15 protein-coding genes and 1 pseudogene are annotated in these 17,019 nt (G+C 32.7%); 9 read left to right on the top strand and 7 right to left on the bottom strand.

What is annotated here, in order from left to right:
• Positions 1-18 precede the first annotated feature (18 nt).
• The 4 genes from AC3VI6_RS09545 to AC3VI6_RS09530 all read right to left on the bottom strand — a co-directional run bounded on the left by AC3VI6_RS09545 (position 19) and on the right by AC3VI6_RS09530 (position 4,686).
• Positions 19-2,517, bottom strand: coding sequence for a M14 family metallopeptidase (locus AC3VI6_RS09545; protein ID WP_497705992.1), 2,499 nt, complete (start codon positions 2,515-2,517; stop codon positions 19-21).
• Between the two features lie 111 nt (positions 2,518-2,628).
• Complete coding sequence (locus tag AC3VI6_RS09540; protein WP_497705991.1) at positions 2,629-3,249, bottom strand: thioredoxin family protein; 621 nt, start codon at positions 3,247-3,249, stop codon at positions 2,629-2,631.
• Between the two features lie 6 nt (positions 3,250-3,255).
• Positions 3,256-3,768, bottom strand: coding sequence for a TlpA disulfide reductase family protein (locus AC3VI6_RS09535; protein ID WP_497705990.1), 513 nt, complete (start codon positions 3,766-3,768; stop codon positions 3,256-3,258).
• Between the two features lie 129 nt (positions 3,769-3,897).
• Complete coding sequence (locus AC3VI6_RS09530; RefSeq protein WP_497705989.1) at positions 3,898-4,686, bottom strand: S1/P1 nuclease; 789 nt, start codon at positions 4,684-4,686, stop codon at positions 3,898-3,900.
• 124 nt (positions 4,687-4,810) lie between these two features.
• Between AC3VI6_RS09530 and AC3VI6_RS09525 the strand changes: the two genes are divergently transcribed.
• The 9 genes and pseudogenes from AC3VI6_RS09525 (at position 4,811) to AC3VI6_RS09485 (ending at position 14,834) form a co-directional block, all read left to right on the top strand.
• Entirely contained in the window at positions 4,811-5,671 is an 861-nt protein-coding gene (locus AC3VI6_RS09525; protein ID WP_497705988.1) for an SPFH domain-containing protein, read from the top strand.
• A 35-nt stretch (positions 5,672-5,706) separates the two neighbouring features.
• Positions 5,707-5,871, top strand: coding sequence for a DUF4177 domain-containing protein (locus tag AC3VI6_RS09520; protein ID WP_274635153.1), 165 nt, complete (start codon positions 5,707-5,709; stop codon positions 5,869-5,871).
• A 1-nt stretch (position 5,872) separates the two neighbouring features.
• Positions 5,873-6,379 carry a hypothetical protein gene (locus tag AC3VI6_RS09515; RefSeq protein WP_497705987.1) on the top strand — a complete coding sequence of 169 codons (507 nt, stop codon included), beginning with the start codon at positions 5,873-5,875 and terminating at the stop codon, positions 6,377-6,379.
• A 134-nt stretch (positions 6,380-6,513) separates the two neighbouring features.
• Positions 6,514-6,678 carry a type II toxin-antitoxin system antitoxin gene (locus AC3VI6_RS09510; protein ID WP_299034599.1) on the top strand — a complete coding sequence of 55 codons (165 nt, stop codon included), beginning with the start codon at positions 6,514-6,516 and terminating at the stop codon, positions 6,676-6,678.
• A gap of 101 nt (positions 6,679-6,779) precedes the next feature.
• A pseudogene (locus AC3VI6_RS09505) lies at positions 6,780-9,996 on the top strand (WD40/YVTN/BNR-like repeat-containing protein).
• A gap of 24 nt (positions 9,997-10,020) precedes the next feature.
• The gene (locus AC3VI6_RS09500; RefSeq protein ID WP_497705986.1) at positions 10,021-11,940 is read left to right on the top strand and encodes a S9 family peptidase; all 1,920 of its coding nucleotides are present in this window, start codon (positions 10,021-10,023) and stop codon (positions 11,938-11,940) included.
• A gap of 138 nt (positions 11,941-12,078) precedes the next feature.
• Complete coding sequence (locus AC3VI6_RS09495) at positions 12,079-12,738, top strand: DUF2490 domain-containing protein (RefSeq protein ID WP_497705985.1); 660 nt, start codon at positions 12,079-12,081, stop codon at positions 12,736-12,738.
• A gap of 43 nt (positions 12,739-12,781) precedes the next feature.
• Positions 12,782-14,089, top strand: coding sequence for a DUF819 family protein (locus tag AC3VI6_RS09490; RefSeq protein ID WP_497705984.1), 1,308 nt, complete (start codon positions 12,782-12,784; stop codon positions 14,087-14,089).
• 40 nt (positions 14,090-14,129) lie between these two features.
• Positions 14,130-14,834, top strand: a complete 705-nt coding sequence (locus tag AC3VI6_RS09485) for a DUF4369 domain-containing protein (RefSeq protein ID WP_497705983.1) — start codon at positions 14,130-14,132, stop codon at positions 14,832-14,834.
• A 70-nt stretch (positions 14,835-14,904) separates the two neighbouring features.
• On the opposite strand, the gene AC3VI6_RS09480 is transcribed toward AC3VI6_RS09485, so the two are convergent.
• From AC3VI6_RS09480 to AC3VI6_RS09470, 3 genes are all read right to left on the bottom strand, one after another.
• The gene (locus AC3VI6_RS09480; RefSeq protein WP_497705982.1) at positions 14,905-15,741 is read right to left on the bottom strand and encodes a universal stress protein; all 837 of its coding nucleotides are present in this window, start codon (positions 15,739-15,741) and stop codon (positions 14,905-14,907) included.
• Between the two features lie 85 nt (positions 15,742-15,826).
• Complete coding sequence (locus AC3VI6_RS09475) at positions 15,827-16,525, bottom strand: sulfite exporter TauE/SafE family protein (RefSeq protein WP_299000520.1); 699 nt, start codon at positions 16,523-16,525, stop codon at positions 15,827-15,829.
• Positions 16,525-16,971, bottom strand: a complete 447-nt coding sequence (locus AC3VI6_RS09470) for a FixH family protein (RefSeq protein WP_274633632.1) — start codon at positions 16,969-16,971, stop codon at positions 16,525-16,527. The genes AC3VI6_RS09475 and AC3VI6_RS09470 overlap by 1 nt, the downstream gene beginning before the upstream one ends.
• Positions 16,972-17,019 lie beyond the last annotated feature (48 nt).

Genomic DNA, 17,019 nt, shown 5'->3' with positions numbered 1-17,019 from the left:
GTTACACCTCTAATTCTGTTACATCAACTTTCCAAAGAAAATAGCGTTCATCAATAGTTTATTAGTTCCAAACCAAAACGCTCTAAAATTGGTATTGTCTGTAAAAACGATTACTCTACCACTCCCTAATCGTTGAACTTTAAACGGAACGGTGTTTTTCAACTCTTTTAAGTTCTCTTTTGAAATATAACCACTCAATAACGGGTTATTTGTGTACTGAATTGGATTGTTATAACTCTTTGCATCAGGTTGAATAAACTGTTTTGTATTTCTAAATAATGCTATTTTATCATTCTTATATCCAAAATTGATTGGATGTGAGCGGTCAACCTTTGCTTCAAAAATAGCACCTCCAATTACTTGTGCTCCTGATTGTAACGAACGATTTTCAAACGATACATCATTCACAGAGTCTATTTTAGTTTTATTAAACTTTACATCAATAAATCCTTTATTCGATAACCAGTTTACTGCGTTTCGGTATCCAATTAACACACCTCCATTACGTACCCAAACCTTCAATTTTTCTTCTAAGTTCTTGTCAAGTGAACGACTATTAGGAACAATAATCGTTGTGTACCTATCAAGGTTAACCCTCGTAGCATAATCAGTATCTAACTTCGTTAATTTTATATCGTAACGCTGATCTAACAAATGCCAAATTTCACCTGCATCGTAACTTGTAATTCCATTACCAACTAGCATCGCTACTTTCTGCTGTTTTACGGTTTCAAAATTTCTACTTCCTAAATCAATTCCCTCATTCAATCCTGTAGAAACTCCTTTGATTTCTATATGATTATCGTTGGCTATTGTACCTAAGAAATTAAACAACTCGCTTCCATTTAATTTTTGATTTTGAGCAGGGATAAAAATGGTTCCATAATCATACGAATTACCATCATTTGTAAATTTTTTCATCGCTACTTTAGCTCGTAATCCTTTTTCTAAAATTGTATTCAACGCTTTTGGTGTATTGTATTCGTTCCATGGAAATAAATATCCTACACTACTTTTTTGTTGAATTCTCCCTTGTTTTGGTTGTAATTTAGTTACCTCAGCTCCTGCTTTTGACAACGAAACATTATCAGCAAAATCAACTCCAAAAGCATGATTAAATGTCCATGCAGACACATCATAAAACAAACTATCTTTAAATTTCGTTTGTACAGCAAACATCGCTTTTACCAACCTATGATTTTTTTGGTTCATAGGAATTACGTAGCTGTATCCTTTCTTAAAATCTTTTCCGTTGGATGTAAAATCTTCTTTTAACTCATGGAATTTTACCTGATGACGTTGTAAAACTTCTGCTAAATGATTTGTTTTCGTTGCATCCTTTTCATCTCCAAATACAATAGCATTGTTCTTTTCTGAACTTCTTGAGTTTTTATAAAAGTTTTGTTGGTATTGTAAGATTTTAGTTCGCATACTTTTTGCAGCCTCTAACGTTGATAATGCTGCTGTAAACTGGTTACGAATTGTAAATGGAAACGTTAATATTCCGTTTTCACTTTCTTGCGCATGCCCGCGAGAACTTCCTTGTTCAAATAAAATTCCGATACTTCCATTAATATCTGGAAAAGTTGACCCTTTTCCGTAGTAAAAATCATCAAAACTTTCCTCTGAATAATAGGTTGAACCTATTTTATCGAATGCTTTTGCATGATACGTAGCAATTTCTTTGGTTAATTCCTGATTCATTTTTGGAGTCAACGGATTTGTTCTACTCGGAATTCCTGGTTGGAAAAAGAAGGTAGAATTTGTTCCCATTTCATGATGATCGGTTAAAATATTCGGCAACCATTTGTGAAAAGTTTGAATTCTTGCTCTACTCTCAGGCAACTGAACTGGTAACCAATCACGATTCATATCAAACCAATAATGATTCGTTCTTCCACCTGGCCAAACCTCATGATATTCTCTATCATTTGGATCTGGATTTATATTATTTGCCTTATTTGTATTTGCCCAATACGCAAAACGCTGTAAACCATCTGGATTCATCGCTGGATCAAAAAGAATTACCGAATTATCTAATAATTCTTCAATTTTTTGCCCTTCTCCCGCTGCTAAATAATAAGCAGCTGCTAACGCTGCATTCGTTCCACTCGCCTCATTTCCATGAATTGAAAATCCTTGGTATACCACAATTGGATTTTTAGACACATCTACAGAAGCATCATTTGTTGCTTTGATATGGTTTTCTCGTATTGCTTCTAAATTCTGATGATTTTTTGGAGAAGTAATTGTTAACAATACTAACGGTCTTCCTTCATAAGTTTTTCCTCTGTTTTCAAACGTTACCCTATCTGAAGATGTTGCCAATGTTTTCATGTACTCTACCAATTTATCATGAGTTACATGCCACTCTCCTACTTCGTGTCCTAAAACTGATTTTGGTGTTGGTATGTTTTGATTATAGGATACATCTTGTGGTAAGTAATAATTTAAATCGACTGTTTGTGCTGTTAATGCTGTACTAACAAATAGTAGTGATAGTAATAGTTTCTTCATTATTTAATTTTAAGTTGATTGTTATAACTACGTTTGAAATTGTGTATTAATTCTGTTTAAACAATAAAAATCCCACATAAAAGTGGGATTCTTATATCCTATTGGTATTTATTAACTGTTTCTTTTATCTTTTATAGAACATCCTATTGCTCTAATATCTGTTTTTGCTGGCTTTTTTCCTTTCAACAAAGCATCAACCGCATTTTCAACAAAACGTTCTTTCACATTATTCTCGTTGCGAGAGCTATCATCAATAGCACCAATATATTCAACAATTAATTTACCTTTCTTTTTATTCAATATGTAAACATGTGGTGTTTTAGTTGCTCCGTATTTTGGATACACCTCTTGACCTTCGTCAAACAAATAAGGAAACGTAAAACCTTTTTCTTTTGCACGTACTTTCATCGCTTCAAAACTATCTCCTTTTGAAACCTCTGGATCATTTGGATTAATAGCAATTACAGGAAATCCTTTCTTTTTGTATTTTTTATCCAACGCAATAATTCTGTCTTCATTTGCTACTGAATACGGACACATATTACACGTAAACACTACAATAAATCCTTTTGCCTCTGAATAATCAGCTAAAGAAACCATGGTGTCGTCTATATTTTTTAGTGAAAAATCAGCCGCTTCATCTCCTACCTTATATCCTTTTGATGGATTAATCGTAAATGCAGATATAGTTGCAACTACTAACAATAACAATGTTACTTTAAATGTTTTCATAATTATTTAGTTTAAAAAGGTTTGTAATTCATTTTGTAACTCTTCATAGCTAAATGATTGCTCGTAAAACTTTCTTTTTTCTTTATTGTAAATTAACGTTGCTGGTATAGAACCCGACCAGTTTTCAGCAATATCTGGTATCCAAAACTGTTCATTTGCATCATCAAAATGAAGTACTTTAGATTCTAATTTTCTATTTTTAACAAATGGAATTAAGTTACTTTCCTTCTGTTTAGGAAAATCTAAACTCACCAAAACCACCTCTACATTTTTATCTTTATACGCTGCGTTTAACTTTTCAAAAGCAGGTAGTTCTTTTACACAAGGCATACACCAAGTTGCCCAAAAATTGACAACATAAGTCTTATCATCATTTTTATGCAGCAGCGGTTTTAACGCTTCGTAATTTAGCGTAGCTATTTTAATAGAAGACTCTGTAACCTCATCTGTTTCTCTTGGTTTTTCTTTACAAGAAAACAACATGAAACTCCCTAAAAAAAGTATTAGAATTTTATGCATTTGATATTTGTTTCCTCTCAAAATTAACTGATTGTGTTAGTTAAACAGTAGAATTAACGAAACATTAACAAGAAAAAAGCCCGAAAAAATACTTTTTCGGGCTTTTACTATCAGTAATACTTTTATTGCTTAGCTATAAATTTCATTCAATAATTTAGCTAATCGTAAACCTCCTTTTTGTAATTGTTCTCTTACTACAGGAAAATAAATATATGAATAGCGGTAGCGTAAATTCTCTCCTACCTCAACAGATTTATATACCTCTTTAGTAATTTTATGTGTATCGTGTAACCAATCTACCACAGTTCCTTGTTGAATTACTTTTATTTGTTCTTTCGATAAATCTTTAGCATTACTTGCTAATTCAATATAACTCATATCCCACTTATCTAGTAAATCATCATCCCAAACCCTATGTAAATTTGATCCTTTACCATGCCACTGAACTTGTATCTTATTTCCTCCTAAATCCTCTTTTAGACCTATGTGCATAGGTTGATGTAAATCTCCTACTAAATGCACTAACATCTTTAAGTAAAAACGTTTATCTTCTGTAGAGCTATTTTCATTCTTTAGTACTTTCATACATTTCTCAATACCTGTAACCATATCTCCTTCTGGGTTCTTTTCGGTATCTTCATAACGAGCATCTAATGGCATATTTACATAATGCCAAGTATAAAATTTACCATATTTCTTTCTATCAGATTTTATTTCATCTGCATACGTAGATACAAACGCTAAACTTTCTCCTTGTAATAGCTTTTCTATTTTCTTTTTAGCTTTTTTTGTCAGGTGTTTTTCTGCGATCTTTCCCGTAGCTCTATGACCAGTTGGTCCCCATACATCTTCATTATTAGCTATTGACGAAACACTTACCAAAAACGCAGCGAATACTATTAAAAATTTTGTCTTCATGTATAGTTTAAATTATAATCGGAAGCTAAATTATAAAAATAATTCCTCAAAAATTTGGATTTAACAAAAATTAAATTATATCTTTATGATATCATTTTAATACCACTTTAACTAAAAACAAAAAATGAAAGCAGAAAAAATCATCAAACCAGCTAATGGATATTTAATGTTCTTTATTGTTCTTGCACTTTTTATAAGTGGAATTACATTAGCTATTAAAACAGAAAACCCAATATTCATAATAATGTCTGTATTAGCATTTATTTTAGCATTAGGTTTCATTTTAGTGAATCCTAATTCTTCTAAAGTTTTATTATTCTTTGGAAAATATGTTGGTACCGTAAAGCAAAATGGATTGTATTGGGCTAACCCTTTATACAAAAAGAAAACTATTTCTTTAAGAGCGAGTAATTTTGATAGTGAGCGTTTAAAAGTGAATGACAAACTTGGAAATCCAGTAATGATTAGCACCATTTTGGTATGGCGCGTTACCGAAACTTATAAAGCTGCTTTTGATGTAGACAATTATGAAAATTTTGTTCGTGTGCAAACAGATGCTGCTGTACGCAAACTAGCTAGCATGTATCCGTATGATAATTTTGCTGATGAAGGTCATGAAGAAGACATTACGTTACGTTCTAGTGTTAATGAAGTAAGTGAAGCTTTAGAAAAAGAATTAGAAGAGCGTTTAGCTATTGCTGGTATTAAAGTTTTAGAAGCACGTATTGGTTATTTGGCCTATGCACAAGAAATAGCAAGTGCCATGTTAAAGCGTCAACAAGCTACAGCTATTGTTGCAGCTCGTCATAAAATAGTACAAGGAGCTGTTGATATGGTTGATATGGCTTTAGAAGAACTGAATAAAAAAGAAATTGTTCAGTTAGACGAAGAACGTAAGGCTGCAATGGTAAGTAATTTATTAGTGATTTTATGTGGAGATAAAGAAGCATCGCCAGTAGTTAATGCAGGAACGTTAAATCATTAATAAATTGAAAGATTAAAGAATTAAAAGATGAAAAGATGAAGGAATATAAAATAATTAAACAAGAGTTTAGCTGGACAAACTCCCAACAAAACTTTGAGGACCAATTAAATAATTTTGCCAAACAAGGATGGCGTGTTATTAACGTTCTAGAAAGAAATAGTATTTTATTAGCTGTACTTGAAAAGGATAAAAACCGATAAAATGAAAATTTTTAAAGAAGAGCAACGATTTACACAACTTTGGTTATTAGTAATATTAGCTGTAAGTTTAATTGTACCTCTTACTCTTATCATTAAAGAATACGCACAAGAAAACTCTACAATGAGTTCTACAGAGTTAACACTTACTCTTCTTGGGGTTTTAGCTTCATTTGCTTTTATTTTCATTTTCAAGTTAACCACAAGAATTGATGAATATGGAATTCATTATCAGTTCTTTCCTTTTCATCTATCCTTAAGAAAAATAGCTTGGTCTGAAATTAAAAAAGCCTATGTCAGAAATTATGACCCAATTGGTGAATATGGAGGATGGGGCTTAAAAGGCGGATTACTTTGGAATAAAAAAAGAGGAACTGCTTTAAATATTTCAGGAGATATAGGTATTCAACTAGAACTAAAAAATGGTAAAAAATTACTTATAGGAACCAAAAAAGAACAAGAAGCAAAACGTGTTTTAGAAACCTATGAACATAAAGTACAACAATTATGATACGTATAATATTATTTACCATCATATATCTTTTTAGTTTCATTCTCTCTTTGATATAACTAAATATGAGGAAGTCGTATTTTTGACCCGTAATTTAACTCTTAAACACAACTGTTTCTTACATAATAACAAACATGGCAAAAAAGAAAGCATTTGCACTCCGCATAAACGAAGACATGTTAAAAGCTATTGAAAAATGGGCTTCTGACGAGTTTCGATCTACTAATGGGCAGATTGAATGGATGCTTATGCAAGCACTTAAAGAAGCAAAAAGAGAACCCAAAAAGAAAGAAGATTAACCTCAAAATCTTAACTCCTTGTAAAAAAAACGCCTAATTTTTAATTAGGCGTTTTCTATTTTGTAAATTGTACACAACTAAACTTCAATCAACTAACAATTATGAACAAGCTTTTTTCTTTCATTTTATTGCTCGCAACATCTATATTGTTTTCACAAGAATTCTCAATGGATCTGGTTAAAAACATGAAACCACGAAACATCGGTCCGGGTGGTATGAGTGGTCGTGTAACCGCTATCGATGTAGTTGAGTCAAATCCTGATATTATGTACGTTGGTACTGCTTCTGGTGGGGTTTGGAAATCTACTTCCGGTGGTATTAAATGGCAACCTATTTTCGATAAAGAGGTAACTGCCTCTATCGGAGCGGTAGCTATTCAACAATCAAATCCAAGTGTTATTTGGGTAGGAACTGGTGAAGGAAATCCGCGTAACAGCTTAAATGGTGGTTACGGAATTTTTAAATCCTTAGATGCCGGAAAATCATGGAAATCCATGGGATTAGAAAAAACACGACACATACATCGTGTAGTTATTCATCCTGATAATCCTGATATTGTATATGTAGGTGCTATAGGTTCTCCATGGGGTGAACACAAAGAACGTGGTGTATACAAAACTACTGATGGAGGTAAAACTTGGAAACAAATCTTATTCAACAATATAAAAACGGGTGCTGCCGATTTAATTATGGATCCATCAAATCCAAATAAATTAATCGCTGCTATGTGGGAACACAAACGTGATCCTTGGTTTTTTAAATCTGGTGGTGAAGGAAGTGGTTTATACATAACACATGATGGAGGTGAGAACTGGAAAAAAATTACCGATAAAGAAGGTTTTCCTAAGGGAGAATTGGGTAGAATTGGTGTTGCCATTGCTCCATCAAACCCAAATATTGTGTACGCCTTAGTTGAAGCAAAAAAGAATGCACTATATAAAAGTGAAGATGGTGGTGAGAAATGGACGAAAATCAACGATAAAAAAGGAATTGGTGACCGCCCATTCTATTATTCAGAAATTTATGTCGATCCTCAAAACGAGCACAAGTTGTATTCTATTTTCACCTATGTAAATGTTTCTATTGATGGTGGAAAAAGTTTCAATCAACTAATGCCTGCTTATGGAGTTGACAACGGAATTCACCCAGATCACCATGCATGGTGGATACATCCTAAAGATGGAAGCTTTATGATTGATGGTAATGACGGAGGATTAAATATAACTAGAGATGGTGGTAAAACATGGCGTTTTATTGCCAACCTTCCTATCGCCCAGTATTACCATATTAATGTTGACAATGAATTTCCTTATAATGTATACGGAGGAATGCAAGACAACGGTTCTTGGCGACGAACCTGCCTATGTTTGGAAATCACAAGGTATCCGAAATTCGTATTGGCAAGAAATTAGTTTTGGTGATGGTTTTGACGTAGTACCAGATAAAGACGATGCTCGTTATGGTTGGACAATGAGTCAACAAGGTTTTGTATCTCGTTATGACTACGAAACAGGGAACAATTACACAGTTCGTCCTACGCATCCAGACCCTGATGTAAAGTTACGTTTTAACTGGAACTCTGCTATTAATATTGATCCATTTGATAATTCAACTTTATACTTCGGAAGTCAATTCGTGCATAAATCAACCGATAAAGGATTAACATGGAAAGTTATTTCTCCAGACTTAAGCACCAATGACAAAACCAAACTCAATCAACAAGAAAGTGGAGGCTTAACTATGGATGCTACAGGAGCAGAAAACCATTGTACTGTTTTAGTTATCGAACCTTCTCCTATAGAAAAAGACATGTTATGGGCAGCTACGGATGATGGTCAGGTACATGTCACTCAAAATGGTGGTGCAACTTGGACAAATGTTGCTAAAAACCTAAAAGGGTTACCAGAAAATAGTTGGATTACACAAATAAAAGCATCTAACAAAAATAAAGGAGAAGCTTTACTAGTTGCTAACGATTATCGTCGTTTTAACTATAAACCTTATGCTTACAGAACAAAAGATTACGGAAAAACATGGCAACGTATTGTTGATGAAAATGATGTAGAAAGTTTTGCGTTAAGTATTATTGAAGACCCTATCGAACCTAATTTACTTTTTTTAGGGACAGATGATGGACTATACATTTCATTAAATGCTGGTGAAAAATGGACAAAATGGACAGAAGGTTTTCCTACTGTTCCTGTAAAAGATTTAGTAATTCATCCAAGAGAGCATGATTTGGTTATCGGAACTTTTGGAAGATCTGCTTGGGTTTTAGATGATATTCGTCCATTAAGAGCTTTGGCTACAAACAAAAACATCCTTACAAAAAAAATCGAATTGTTTGAACCTCCTGTGGCTTATCAAGCTGCCTACCAACAACCAACAGGCAGCCGATTTGGTGCTGATGCTTTGTATAACGGAGAAAATAGAAGTCGCGGTGCTTTGGTACAATTCTATATTAATAAACCAAAAACTGACGAAAAACCAAAAGATAAAAAAACCGATGATGTCAGTTCGAGCACAGTCGAGAACTCAAAAGAAACTGAAAACAAGATAAAATGGGATTCCATCAAGTTTGAAATTTTTGATGGAAATCGATTGATAAGAACCATCAAACAAAAAACTCCAAAAGAAAATGGAATTCACAAAGGTGTTTGGTTTATGGATGAAAAAGGAGTTTCTAGACCTTCAAGAACCATTAGAAAACAAAAAAGTGAACCTAGTGGTGTAAGAGTAAAACCAGGTACTTACAGAATTAAAACTACGTTTGGAGATCAAACTTCTGAACAAAACATCACGGTAAAATTCGACCCTAGATTAACTATTTCTCAAACGGCTATCAATCAAAAATATGATACAAGCAAAGAACTTGAAAAGTATCAAAATATTATTGCAGATGCAGTTAAACAGTTAGTTGAAAGCAAAGACATCGCTAATAATTACAAAACCGAACTCACAAAAAAGGATAAAAAGGCCTACAAAGAGCAAATAAAAAATTCAACCGAAACTATTAAAAAAATTGATAGCTTACTTGATATTTACTTTGGTAAAGTTGATAAACGCCAAGGAATTATCCGTAATCCAGATCCGACAGTTACACAAAGATTAGGTACAGCAAATTGGTACGTAAACAGTAGATTTGGTGAGCAAACCGCTACTGAAAAACAATTAATCAATCAATTTAAAGGAGCTTTTAAAGAAGCTATTGAAAAAACCAATGCTTTTTTCGATAAAGACTGGAAAGAATATAAAGTTGAGGTAGAAAAAATAGATTTATCTCCGTTTAAAGAAACCGAAAAATTTTCTGTAGAATAATTTTAAATTAAAAAACCTTACATAATGAAAAGAATAATCGTACTACTCGCTATTACTATTATAGCTAGTGCTTGTAAAAAAGAGCAAAAAAAGCCAACAGAAGTTGCTGAAACACTTAAAGAATACTCTATCGAACAAATGATGGATAACGAGAGTGTTTCAGGAGGAAGTTTTTCTCCAGACAACTCAAAATTACTCGTAACCAGTAATCGTTCGGGAATTTATAACATGTACACAGTTTCTACAACTAACGGAGAATTTGAACAAATAACAAAATCAGACAGCTCTTCTGTTTTTGCTACCTCATATTTTCCAAAAGATGAGAGAATGTTATTCAGAATGGATAATAATGGAGATGAAATTTATCATATATTTTTAAGAGAACTTGATGGCAATATTAAAGATTTAACACCAACTAAAGGTGCTAGAGCTGGATTTTTTGGTTGGGCAAAAGATGAGAAAAGTTTCTTTTTTACTTCTAATAAAAGAGACAAGCGCTTTATGGACCTTTATGAAATGGATCTTGAAACTTTTACACCTACCATGATTTATGAAAATAAAGACAGTTATAACGTAGCAGCAATATCAAATAATAAAAACATTCTAGCGCTAAGCAAAACGGTTAATACAAATGACAGCGATTTGTTTTTGTTTGATAGAACCACCAAAGTAATCACAAAAATTAATCTTACGCTGAGTGGTAATTCAGCCGCTGATTTTTCTATTGATGATACTGATTTCTACTACACAACAGATGCAGAAGGTGAGTTCGCTACCTTAATGAAATATACCATTAGCACTAATGAAACAGAAAAAGTGTTAGCAAAAGATTGGGATATTTCTGGAAGCTATTTTACCAACAATGGAAAATATAGAGTCACTTATATTAACGAGGATGCAAAAAATGTAATTGAAGTTTTTGATGTTGCCGAAGGTAGAAATATAACCTTACCTAATGTTAACGGAAAAAGTATAACTAGCGTTGGTTTTTCTAGAGATGAAAACATGATGCGTTTTTATGCTGGAGGTTCTGATGCACCATCTAACTTATACGTTTACGATTTAGCAACTCAAAAACAAACACAACTAACTGACGTATTAAACAAAGAAATTAATCCTGATGATTTAGTAAAAGCGAAAGTAATACGTTACCCTTCTTTTGATGGAGTTACGATTCCTGCAATTTATTACTTACCTCATCAAGCTTCAGAAGACAATAAAGTTCCTGCTTTAGTTTGGGTACATGGAGGACCAGGAGGACAATCACGTCAAAATTTCAATTCCAGAATCCAATACTTAGTAAACCACGGATATGCTGTTTTAGCTGTAAATAATCGTGGAAGTAGTGGTTATGGTAAAACCTTTTTTACTATGGATGACTTAAATCACGGTGAAAAAGATTTACAAGATTGTGTAGAAGGTAAGAATTGGTTAGCTAACCAACCAGAAATTGACGCTGAAAAAATAGGAATTATTGGAGGGTCTTATGGTGGTTATATGACCATGGCTGCATTAACCTATACCCCTGAAGAATTTGCTGTTGGGGTAAATATTTACGGAGTAACCAACTGGATGCGAACTTTAAAAAGTATTCCGTCGTGGTGGGAATCGTTTAGAGAAGCCCTATACAAAGAGTTAGGAAATCCTTATTCTGCCGATTCAGTTAGACTTAAAAGAATTTCTCCTTTATTCCACACCGATAAAGTAACCAAACCTTTAATGGTTTTACAAGGAGCTAAAGACCCAAGAGTTTTACAAGTAGAGTCTGATGAAATTGTGGCTGGAGTTAAGAAAAACGGAGTTCCTGTGGAATATGTTCTTTTTGACGATGAAGGGCACGGTTTTGTGAAAAAAGAAAATCAAATAGAAGCAAATAGTAAAATCTTACAGTTCTTAGACACCTATTTAAAGAAGGAAGAGCCAATTAAAAACGATGATTTATAAACAAATTCAAAGAACTTTAACAGTATAACTTTTCCAAAAAATTATCGAGTTTATATTTTTGTCAGTATAACATAAAATCTCCCACATATCTATTTATGTGGGAGATTTTTAATATCACAAAGAACCACAATTACTACTATGCGAAAATTATTCTTGTTAATTATCACCTTATTTTCATTAAACAGTTTTTCTCAAATTCAACCTGACCCAACCAAAGAACTAGGTGTATGGTATATGTACAACGGATCTCACCAAATCTCAGATAAGTTCGGGTTAAAATCTATGGCACATTTTCGTTTCTTTGAAGTTGGAGACGACATGCAACAATTCATCGGGCGTTTAGGAGCTAATTATAAATTCAATAAAAATATAAATGCTACCGTAGGGTATGCTTTCTTAAACACTGATGAAACTTTTAATATTACTGCTGGTGACTTTAGCGAACATCGCATTTATGAAGATTTGAATGTTTATCATAAAATAGCTAGTTTAAATATAGCACATCGCTTTAGAGGTGAACAACGTTTTTTAAAATCAACTACTGATAATTTCTTTCGATATCAACTAGCTTTGAGTCATCCTATAGATCAAAAATGGTCTACTTACATATACAATGAAACTTTTTTAGATTTTGAAGGTGAAGCATACAACCAAAATTGGTTCGGAACAGGTTTTAAGTACAAAGTTTCTGATATTATAAAACTTCAAGCAGGATATCAGCTAATCAATGTTAACAATGTTGGTAATTTTAATAGAATTCAACTAGGAATTGCAATTACCACAGATCACAGAAAATAGAACTAACTATTATTTCATACTTTAGCGGCAAATTTTTTTTTAGATGGAAGCACCTCTTTTTACAAACGATGCAATCGTTTTTGGTATTTTAATGATTTCTTTAGGTTTTGTTTTTTATACAGAATCACAAACCTCAGGATTTTGGCATAAATTTTATAAAATAGTACCAGGTTTATTCATGGCCTATTTTATCCCAGCAATATTTACTACACTAGGCGTTATTTCTCCTGAATGGGAAACTACAAATACTGCTGGCGAAGTGGTAAAAAACAAATCGCAATTATACTACGTATCTAGTCGATTTTTATTGCCTGCTGCCTTAGTTTTAATGACTTTAAGCATTGATTTAAAAGCAATTTTTAACTTAGGTTCAAAAGCATTAATTATGTTTTTTACAGGAACTATCGGAATTGTTATTGGAGGGCCTATCGCTATTTTATTAATTTCTACATTTTCTCCTGAAACTGTTGGCGGAGCAGATTTTGATGCTGTATGGAGAGGTTTATCAACCCTTGCTGGTAGTTGGATTGGTGGTGGGGCAAACCAAACTGCCATGTTAGAAATTTACAAATACAATCCTGCTAAATATGGAGGAATGGTATTTGTTGATATTGTTGTAGCTAACATTTGGATGGCAATTATTTTAATCGGAATTGGTAAAAAAGATAAAATTGATAAGTGGTTAAAAGCTGATACTTCTGCTATTGAAGACTTAAAAGAACGAGTTTCGAGTTTTACACAAGGTGTACGTAGAAATCCTACTTTAACTGATTTTATCATCATGTTAGCTATCGCTTTTGGTACTGTTGGTTTTGGTCATTTTGCTGCAGGATATTTAAGCGAAATCTTTGCTGCTATTACTGCTGGTATGGAATCTCAAACTTGGCGAAATATCTTTTCATTTTTAGGATCAGGGTTCTTCTGGTTAATAAGTATTTCAACTATTGTAGCGATACTTTTATCATTTACAAAAGCTAAAAATTATGAAGGTGCTGGAGCCAGTAAAATTGGTAGTATTTTTATTTATGTACTAGTAGCAACTATTGGTATGAAAATGGACTTAACTTTAATTTTTGACAATGTAGGATTAATTGCTATTGGTTTAGTTTGGATGGCTATTCATGCAGGATTATTAATCTTAGTAGCTAAATTAATCCGTGCTCCATATTTCTTCTTGGCTGTAGGAAGTCAAGCAAATGTTGGTGGTGCTGCTTCTGCTCCTATTGTAGCGCAAGCTTTTCACCCATCATTAGCTACTGTAGGTGTTTTATTAGCTGTTTTCGGATATGCAATAGGTACCGTAGGAGCAATTCTCTGTACAATTTTAATGGAAATTGCCTCAAAAGTTTAAGAGAAATCTGCATATTTGCAACAGACAAATTTTGAATTCAATGAAGAAAATTATTGCTCTTTTCGCAATTGCGCTTGTAGCTTTTGCCTGTTCCTCTAAAAAAGAGGGAAACATGATAGTTAAAGGTCAAATCAAAGGACTAAAAAAAGGTACTTTATATCTTCAAAAAATGAACGATACCTTATTAGTATCTGTTGATTCTTTAGCTTTATTAGGTGATGACAAATTTATCTTAACCGATAATGTAGAGTCTCCTGTGATGTACTACCTTACTTTTGATGGAAACACAACCGACAAACACATTATGTTCTTTGGTGAAGAAGGTGAAATTACCATAAATGATAATATTGAAGAGTTTGGTTTTAAACCTGAAATTAAAGGTTCTAAAAACCAAGAAGTGATGGAGGAATATCGTAAGATAAATCAGAAGTTTTTAGAGCAACGTTTAGATTTTGTAAAAAAAGAAGTAGAAGCTCGTCAATCTCAAGATGAAACTCAAATACAGCAAGTAGAAGACGATTACAAAAAAATGATACGTCGTCGTTTCTTATTTTCTACAAACTTTGCCATTGCTAATGCAGATAGCGAAGCTGCTCCTTACATTGCTTTATCTGAATTATACGATGCTAATATTCAACTTTTAGATACTATCAACAATAGTTTAACTGATAGAGTTAAAAATTCTGAATATGGAAAACGTTTACAAAAATTTGTAAGTGATATCAAAACAAAAGAAGGTAAATAATCCTTTCTTTATCATAAAATTAAAAAGCTCATTCAAATTTGAATGAGCTTTTTAATTTCTATTTACATCCTTATATCTTGAAAGACATTACTGGTAATTTACTGTGATTTGCAATATCTTCAGAAATACTTCCTTCAAAAAAGTGAGCTACTCCTTTTCTACCATGTGTTGCTACAACTAACACATCAACATCTATTTTATCAGCATAATAAAACACACCGCTTTCTACTGAGTAATCTGAAACAATTTTCACCTTTTTCATTCCTTCCTTAGCACTTTCGTTGGTTTGTTTAAAAAATCGCTCCATTCTTTCTTCTAGCTCTTTTGTACTTTTAAACTTAGACGTAGGAGTACTTACATATATAAGCTCTACCTCTGTTTTAAGACCGTTAAAGAAAGTTTTCGCCTTCATATAGGATTTCACATCATCATCAGAAAAATCACAAGCAAACAGCACCTTTTCTATCTTTTCGGTTATTGGCTTTTCTTTAACTACTAGCACAGGAATATGAGTATAACGAATTACTTTTTCGGTGTTAGATCCTATAAACATTTCTTTTAATCCGCTAACTCCTTTAGATCCCATTATGATCAAATCTGCTTTTTCTTCTCTAGCTAAAAGATCTATTTCGCTAAAAATTTTAAAATGCTTGATAATCGGTGTTATTTTCACACCAGATAAATAGTCTTTCTTTAAAAATTCAGCGAGCTTTTTCTCTGTTAACTCTAAATAGAACAACATTTCTTGCTGTATGTAACTTTCTGACTGACTAAGTACAGCATTTGAAAGCTCTAACATATGCACAACCACAATTTCTGCATTAGTTTCTTTTGCAAAAAACACAGCAGTTTGTAATGCTTTTTCAGAATATTCAGAGAAATCAACAGGAACAATTATTTTTTTCATGATTCGTTTAGTTTTAAAGTTTAATACACCTTATAAAGTTACCTAAACTTTCTCATTTAAACCATGATTTTTATCAGTAAAGCTCTTAATGACACCCTTCTACGGAATTATGTAATTCAGTAACTGGTAATGGAGATATGTAAGGAATTCCTAACCCTAATCCTCTTAATACGAATAAGATTCCTATAAAAACAACCACGTAAGGTATGGCTTGTTGAATTCTTTTTCTTACCAAACCATTAGCAAAATTACCTACATACACCACCGCTGTCATTAAAGGAATAGTTCCTAAACCAAAAAGAAACATATACAAGCTACCTGATAACATATTATTGGTAGTTAATGCTCCAAAAACGGCCATATACACCAATCCGCAAGGAAGAAACCCATTTAAAAAACCTATGGTAAAGAAAGTATCATTCCCTTTTTTCTTTAGCTCTTTTCCTAAAGAAGACTTTACTTTCATTACCAATTTATTAATAGGCGTTGAAAAATTATACTTTTGAAAAGTTTTAGGTAATAAGATTACCAAAATCATTAAAACACCTACGATGATTGAAAGTTGTTGTTGAAATCCGAAAAAGTAAAATCCTTTTCCTAATAACCCAAACAACAAACCTATTAAACTGTAGGTAAATAGGCGCCCTAAATGGTAGCTTGCTATTTGAAAGAACTGTTTTACTTTGTTTGTTCTATCAACTGGCAACATAAAGGCTATAGGTCCGCACATACCTATACAGTGAAAACTTCCTAATAGCCCAAAAATAATTGCTGAAAGAAACATTAGTAAACTAATTCTTTCTGAAATAAATAATCTTTACTTTTGTAGTTCCAGGAAACGGTTATGTTCCAACGACCACCCAACAAACGGTTCTCAGGCACGAGCAAATATGTTTCGGAAAGCGAAATAGGCATTTCGAAATCCAATTGTTTATCAGATGGTCTGTATAGGAACACTTTTCCTTTTATATCTTTAGGGTTAAAGTCCGTTGGAAAATGGACTTTAATTCCTTCAGTTACTCTTTCTATTTTAATATTTTCTTTTAGCGCTTTTGCATTTTTAGTAGCATTAATTTGATTTTGAACTTCCAGTTCTTGTTGATAGTACTTTTCTGTTACTAAATCGTGATTAAAGTTTTTACCTGTACTCATTGTTACTACGAAATACATGATAAACCCTATAAATCCTACTATTGCTATTACTATACCCGTGCCCCAGTTTAGTTTCATTTTATTTTGTTTTTTTGCTTTTAGCTTGTGGCTTTTAGCATTAATTCT

This window comes from Tenacibaculum sp. TB-56, from assembly GCF_059716275.2.
Note: the sequence above shows the minus strand (reverse complement) of the source record. Positions and strands in the feature narration are given on the sequence as shown.

Coding starts and splice junctions, on each gene's coding strand:
- AC3VI6_RS09545 (WP_497705992.1), bottom strand. CDS start 2,517: ATGAAGAAACTATTACTATCACTACTATTTGTTAGTACAGCATTAACA.
- AC3VI6_RS09540 (WP_497705991.1), bottom strand. CDS start 3,249: ATGAAAACATTTAAAGTAACATTGTTATTGTTAGTAGTTGCAACTATA.
- AC3VI6_RS09535 (WP_497705990.1), bottom strand. CDS start 3,768: ATGCATAAAATTCTAATACTTTTTTTAGGGAGTTTCATGTTGTTTTCT.
- AC3VI6_RS09530 (WP_497705989.1), bottom strand. CDS start 4,686: ATGAAGACAAAATTTTTAATAGTATTCGCTGCGTTTTTGGTAAGTGTT.
- AC3VI6_RS09525 (WP_497705988.1), top strand. CDS start 4,811: ATGAAAGCAGAAAAAATCATCAAACCAGCTAATGGATATTTAATGTTC.
- AC3VI6_RS09520 (WP_274635153.1), top strand. CDS start 5,707: ATGAAGGAATATAAAATAATTAAACAAGAGTTTAGCTGGACAAACTCC.
- AC3VI6_RS09515 (WP_497705987.1), top strand. CDS start 5,873: ATGAAAATTTTTAAAGAAGAGCAACGATTTACACAACTTTGGTTATTA.
- AC3VI6_RS09510 (WP_299034599.1), top strand. CDS start 6,514: ATGGCAAAAAAGAAAGCATTTGCACTCCGCATAAACGAAGACATGTTA.
- AC3VI6_RS09500 (WP_497705986.1), top strand. CDS start 10,021: ATGAAAAGAATAATCGTACTACTCGCTATTACTATTATAGCTAGTGCT.
- AC3VI6_RS09495 (WP_497705985.1), top strand. CDS start 12,079: ATGCGAAAATTATTCTTGTTAATTATCACCTTATTTTCATTAAACAGT.
- AC3VI6_RS09490 (WP_497705984.1), top strand. CDS start 12,782: ATGGAAGCACCTCTTTTTACAAACGATGCAATCGTTTTTGGTATTTTA.
- AC3VI6_RS09485 (WP_497705983.1), top strand. CDS start 14,130: ATGAAGAAAATTATTGCTCTTTTCGCAATTGCGCTTGTAGCTTTTGCC.
- AC3VI6_RS09480 (WP_497705982.1), bottom strand. CDS start 15,741: ATGAAAAAAATAATTGTTCCTGTTGATTTCTCTGAATATTCTGAAAAA.
- AC3VI6_RS09475 (WP_299000520.1), bottom strand. CDS start 16,525: ATGTTTCTTTCAGCAATTATTTTTGGGCTATTAGGAAGTTTTCACTGT.
- AC3VI6_RS09470 (WP_274633632.1), bottom strand. CDS start 16,971: ATGAAACTAAACTGGGGCACGGGTATAGTAATAGCAATAGTAGGATTT.